The sequence below is a fragment of the Psychrobacter sp. T6-1 genome, from assembly GCF_052258445.1.
The window spans coordinates 1-4,882 of record NZ_JBQQFC010000184.1 but is presented as its reverse complement, the minus strand read 5'-3'; the positions used below and the strand labels follow the sequence as shown (position 1 = coordinate 4,882).

Genomic DNA, 4,882 nt, shown 5'->3' with positions numbered 1-4,882 from the left:
CGCGATACGGGGCAAACGCTGTATATCTTGGATGAGCCGACCACTGGTTTGCATTTCCATGATATTGATAAGCTGCTGCATATCCTGCATGCGCTACGTGATAAAGGCAATACCATCGTGGTCATCGAGCATAACTTAGATGTCATTAAAACTGCCGATTGGGTCATCGATCTTGGCCCTGAAGGTGGTAAAGGTGGTGGATTGATTATCGCGGAAGGGACGCCTGAGGAAGTGGCGGAAGTGAAAGGCTCGTATACGGGTGAGTTCTTGAAACCGATGCTAAAGCAGGCGATGTCTGAGGCGAGTTAGTAGGTTGATCGTTTGGTTTTGATTTGAAGGCTGCTCTTTTGGGGTGGCCTTTTTTAGTGTGTGGTGTTTTTATTTTAGTGTTAATATTAATGTTATTTTAAGAACATCTGTAAGGTAATGAGTAATGGCAAATGTAGTAAATCTTGAGAAGAAACTTTTAGAGCTTATCGAACATAATAATTCATTAGCTATTGCTTTAACTGGTGAATGGGGCATTGGTAAGACATATCTTTGGAAAAATTTTAAACAGAAGAATATTAATCAATTTAAATTGCGAAAGTATGCCTATGTATCTTTATTTGGTATTGACTCACTAGATTCTTTAAAATATGAAATTGCTGTCAAAACTCATGCAATCAATGAGCTGGAAGACAGGTTGCAAGGAGCTAAATCATTATTTAATAAAGCTTTAGATACTGTTGATTTGTCTAAGATACAAGGTAAAGGCCTTAGTTTAAATATAGGCAAAAGCTTGATAACAAGTACGCTCTCTAACCTAGTTTCAAAAACTGTTATTTGTATTGATGATATAGAAAGAATTTCAGATAATTTGCCGATCAAAGATGTTATGGGCCTAATCAACGACTTGAAACTAGAGAAAGATTGTCAAATTATTGTGATCTTACATGAAGCTAAGGCGAACGAGCAATTTCAAGAATATAAAGAAAAAGTATTCGATGAAGTTCTTATTCTTGATGATAACTCAGATATATTAAAGACTTTCATTAAGGATAAACTCGCACTAGATGTTATGCAGCTATTTTATCGTACACTAAGGATAAAAAATTTAAGGTTTTATAATAAGGTATTTATCAGCTATCAACAGATTATTAACTCCGTCGATTCACTAAGCAACACTAGTAGAGATTACATACTTAAAAATCTTTTAGTTATTCGTTGGATAGATGAGTTCCAACCCGAAATACCTTTACAAGGTGAAGAAAGTGGTGATAAGCCTACTTTTAAAGCTACATTAGACTTATTCCGTGATCAGAATGGCGAGTTTATAATAGTGTCTGACGATAGCTTCTTAAAGCAGAGTAAAGAGTTTAAAGCTTTTAGAAAGTACATAGAGCCATTTTATCCTTTATTCTTCTTTGACGATTGGACTATGCATATTATATCTATGCTTACCGAACATGATATATCTAAAAATTCTATACAAGAATTGGTAGCAGATGACATTCTATCGGAGAAAAAACTTCAAGATGAATTATTCCATAGAGAAGTTATAAATGAATTTCATAGCTTGAAACTTCAGCCTAAATTCTGTGAGCGCTTATACTATTCAGCCTGTATCAAAATTCAAAAATCTGAATTAAATAATATTAGCTTTTACTGTGATATTTTTGACAGTTGTAATAGAAAAGATTTAACGCAACAGTTAGAGAATCATGTTAAGCAATTTATTAAACGAGAAACAAGTATGGCACAGTCAAAACCATCTGTTGGAAGTTGGTATCGCTTCGGTGTAGAGCCTTACGAACGATTCTATGACTGTGTTGTTGAGAATATAGAGAACTATCAACCTATCAATATTAGTTCTAATGTTATTTCTTCTATTTTTTTAAGATATTATGAAGATAGGATATCGAACGATGATAATAAAGATACCCTTGCATCAATTGATAAAAACATTTTGAAAGAAGTAATTTGGGTAAAGATTGAAGATGAAAGTTATCGCAGACAATTTATTCACTCTATTTTACTACATCCTGTACTTAACGAAGTTCAAGGTAAGAAGGAGGAAGTAAGGAGGTGGATACTAGAGCTTTTAAACGAGAAAATAGAAGAAAGCTCAGGAAGTGAAGTTCCTATTAGAATGTGGTTAAAAAGCACTAATGATTTGACAGAAAATCTTTCCTAATCATATTAACTATAGCCTTTATCTCGTAGGTTGATTTGACCAAGGAAACCCAACTGTCTCATATTTATCAAAGCCAACTCGTTGGGTCTCGTTCCTCGACACCAACCTACAGAATAACTCTCAAATCCATATACAATTCGTAGGTTGGCGTGGAGCTTGCGACACCCAACAGACACTATACTCTTCAAATTTTTCGTAGGGTGCGTTCCACGCACCTTTAAAATTGAGATAGTGAATGGTGCGTGGAACGCACCCTACCAGAGCTAACACCACGTCTCTTATCAAAGTCCTTTCACCCATCAAATCACCTCATTTAAAAGCACTATTAAGCCTCTTCTCAATTACACCACGTCTCCAATCACAACACTTTCATTACAATCAGCAGCATAGCGACAGATAAAATAGAATACATCCAAAATTCAAATGATAACTGAAAATATAAGGATGACTCATGACAAAAACTATTTTAATTACTGGCAGCACGGATGGCATTGGCAAACTTGCCGCTTTAAATTTAGCCAAAGCGGGACATCAAGTCTATTTGCATGGCAGAGACGCGGACAAACTTGCTAGCGTTATTATGGAGGTCAAAGCAGTAGCGACTAGCGCAGCGGCGGACAATATTGATGGGTTTGTGGCTGATTTGTCAGATTTACATGCGGTACGTAACATGGCAGCAGAAGTAAGCGACAAGCTACCAAAGCTTGATGTCCTTATTAATAATGCAGGGATTTATACCACCGCATCGCCCTTGACCAAAAACGGATTGGACGTGCGTTTCGTGGTCAATTATTTAGCGCCTCATGAGTTAACCAACGCCTTATTACCACTACTTAAAAAGTCTAATCAAGCGCGCATTATTAATCTAAGCTCAGCGGCGCAAGCACTAATATCCTATCCCGCTTTTGCAGGGAACGAACGTCTTGACGACAAAGACGCTTATGCGCAAAGCAAGCTGGCACTTACGATGTGGAGTATGGATTTAGCCGACAAAGTCGCTGGCGATGATATCAATGTAATCGCGGTCAATCCTGGCTCGTTACTGAATACCAAAATGGTCGATGAAGCTTATGGCAAATATTGGTCATCAGCAGATAAAGGCGCAAATATCCTAACAGAGCTTGCCATATCCGATGAGTTCGCTGACGATACCGGTAAATATTTTGATAATGACATCAAAGATGGCGCGCACGGCGAGGCCAGAGGCGAGTTCGGACAACCGCATGCCGATGCTTTAAATAAAAACGCTATTGCCGAGCTTAAACGTCAAACTCAGAATTTATTACAATCACTATAATATTTAACCATAGGAAACACTTATGAACACTCAAGAAAAACAGGCTATTACCCTTGTAGCCAATATCACCGCCAAACCTGAACACGCCGAAAGCCTTAAGTCTGAGCTACTCAAGCTGGCAAAGGCATCACAAGCCGAACAAGGCGCTATGCAATATAATATCCATCAAGATAATGCCAATCCTAATCACTTTGTCACTTATGAGGTATGGAAAAATAAGGAGCTTATGCAGCAGCATGGACAAAGCGCGCATTTTCAAAACTTTATGAAGGTGACAAAGGAGATGATCGAAGACTCTAATCTTACGCAAATGACCCGTATTGCGTAAGGTTTGTAGACATAAAACCAAGGCGTAACGGTTTATTATCATCGATCAAGATAAGGACATCTTCAATGAAAATAAAAAACCACCCAAAGCTAAAAAAACTCGCATTCAAAGCACAAAAAATCATCGTCAAAAGAATAGTCCACCTACCCAAGCCCATTCTACGCAAAATCGCGGGCGATCCCATTGTTATCGACGGTCAGACCTTAGATGTCTCCGTACAAGTCATCTTAAAGCTATTTGGTCCACCGCCCAATCACCTAGCGAGCGTTGCCAGCACGCGCAGACAGATCGATGCACAAGGGCCATTACTCGCGCAGTCTAATCATAAAGATATCATCAGCGATGACTTTCCCCTCGACGTATCAGGCGGTGATAGCATTACGCTACGTCGTTATCGACATCGCAAAGTCAAAGATAATAATCAGTCAGCTTTGGTGTTTTATCATGGTGGTGGTTATGTGGCAGGCTCGCTTGAATCACACGATTTAGTCTGTCAGCATTTGGCGGCAGATGGTAATTGTACCGTCATCGCAGTCGACTATCGCCTCGCGCCTGAGCACCCCTTCCCTACTCCTGTCAATGATGGACTGGCAGCTTTCCGTCATGTTGCCAATAATGCCGATAAGTTTGGTGTTGATGCGACGCGTCTGGCGGTCGGTGGTGATAGCGCAGGTGGTAACTTAGCCGCTGTCGTCGCGCAGCAAACCAAAGACGATGCTCATCCGCCAAAATTGCAACTGTTATGGGTGCCTTGGGTCGATATGAGCCGTGAATATCAATCGTATGAGCTATTTGCGACAGGTTTCTTTTTAGAGCGCGTAAAGATGCGCTGGTTCCAAGAGCAATACATAGACGATAAAGCGGATACCAAAGACCCGATGGTATCGCCGATATTTGGTGATTTAGAAGGCGTTGCTCCTGCTATTATTATGGTCGGCGGCTTTGATCCGCTACGTGATGAAGGTGTGGCTTATGCGAATAAACTTGAAGAAGCCGGTGTAGATACTCAGCTCACCATTTATGAGACCATGCCGCATTTGTTTTTGATGTTTGCAGGTGAGATTGAGGATGCAAAAGTGGC

At 39.7% G+C, this 4,882-nt stretch carries 4 protein-coding genes and 1 pseudogene; all 5 read left to right on the top strand.

All coding sequences use genetic code 11. The features are described 5' to 3' along the window. Window positions 1-309 (top strand): annotated as a pseudogene (locus ACTXGO_RS09670) (excinuclease ABC subunit UvrA); the annotation flags it as partial. 124 nt (window positions 310-433) lie between these two features. Beyond that, window positions 434-2,176: a hypothetical protein gene (locus ACTXGO_RS09665; protein ID WP_443542852.1), complete on the top strand. Its 1,743-nt coding sequence runs from the start codon at window positions 434-436 to the stop codon at window positions 2,174-2,176. Window positions 2,177-2,627: 451 nt separating this feature from the next. Continuing rightward, window positions 2,628-3,473 carry an SDR family NAD(P)-dependent oxidoreductase gene (locus tag ACTXGO_RS09660; protein WP_443542853.1) on the top strand — a complete coding sequence of 282 codons (846 nt, stop codon included), beginning with the start codon at window positions 2,628-2,630 and terminating at the stop codon, window positions 3,471-3,473. A 22-nt stretch (window positions 3,474-3,495) separates the two neighbouring features. Next, entirely contained in the window at window positions 3,496-3,801 is a 306-nt protein-coding gene (locus ACTXGO_RS09655; protein WP_443542855.1) for a putative quinol monooxygenase, read from the top strand. Window positions 3,802-3,866: 65 nt separating this feature from the next. Beyond that, window positions 3,867-4,882: alpha/beta hydrolase (locus ACTXGO_RS09650; protein WP_443574233.1), on the top strand; the 1,016-nt coding region annotated here is incomplete at its 3' end.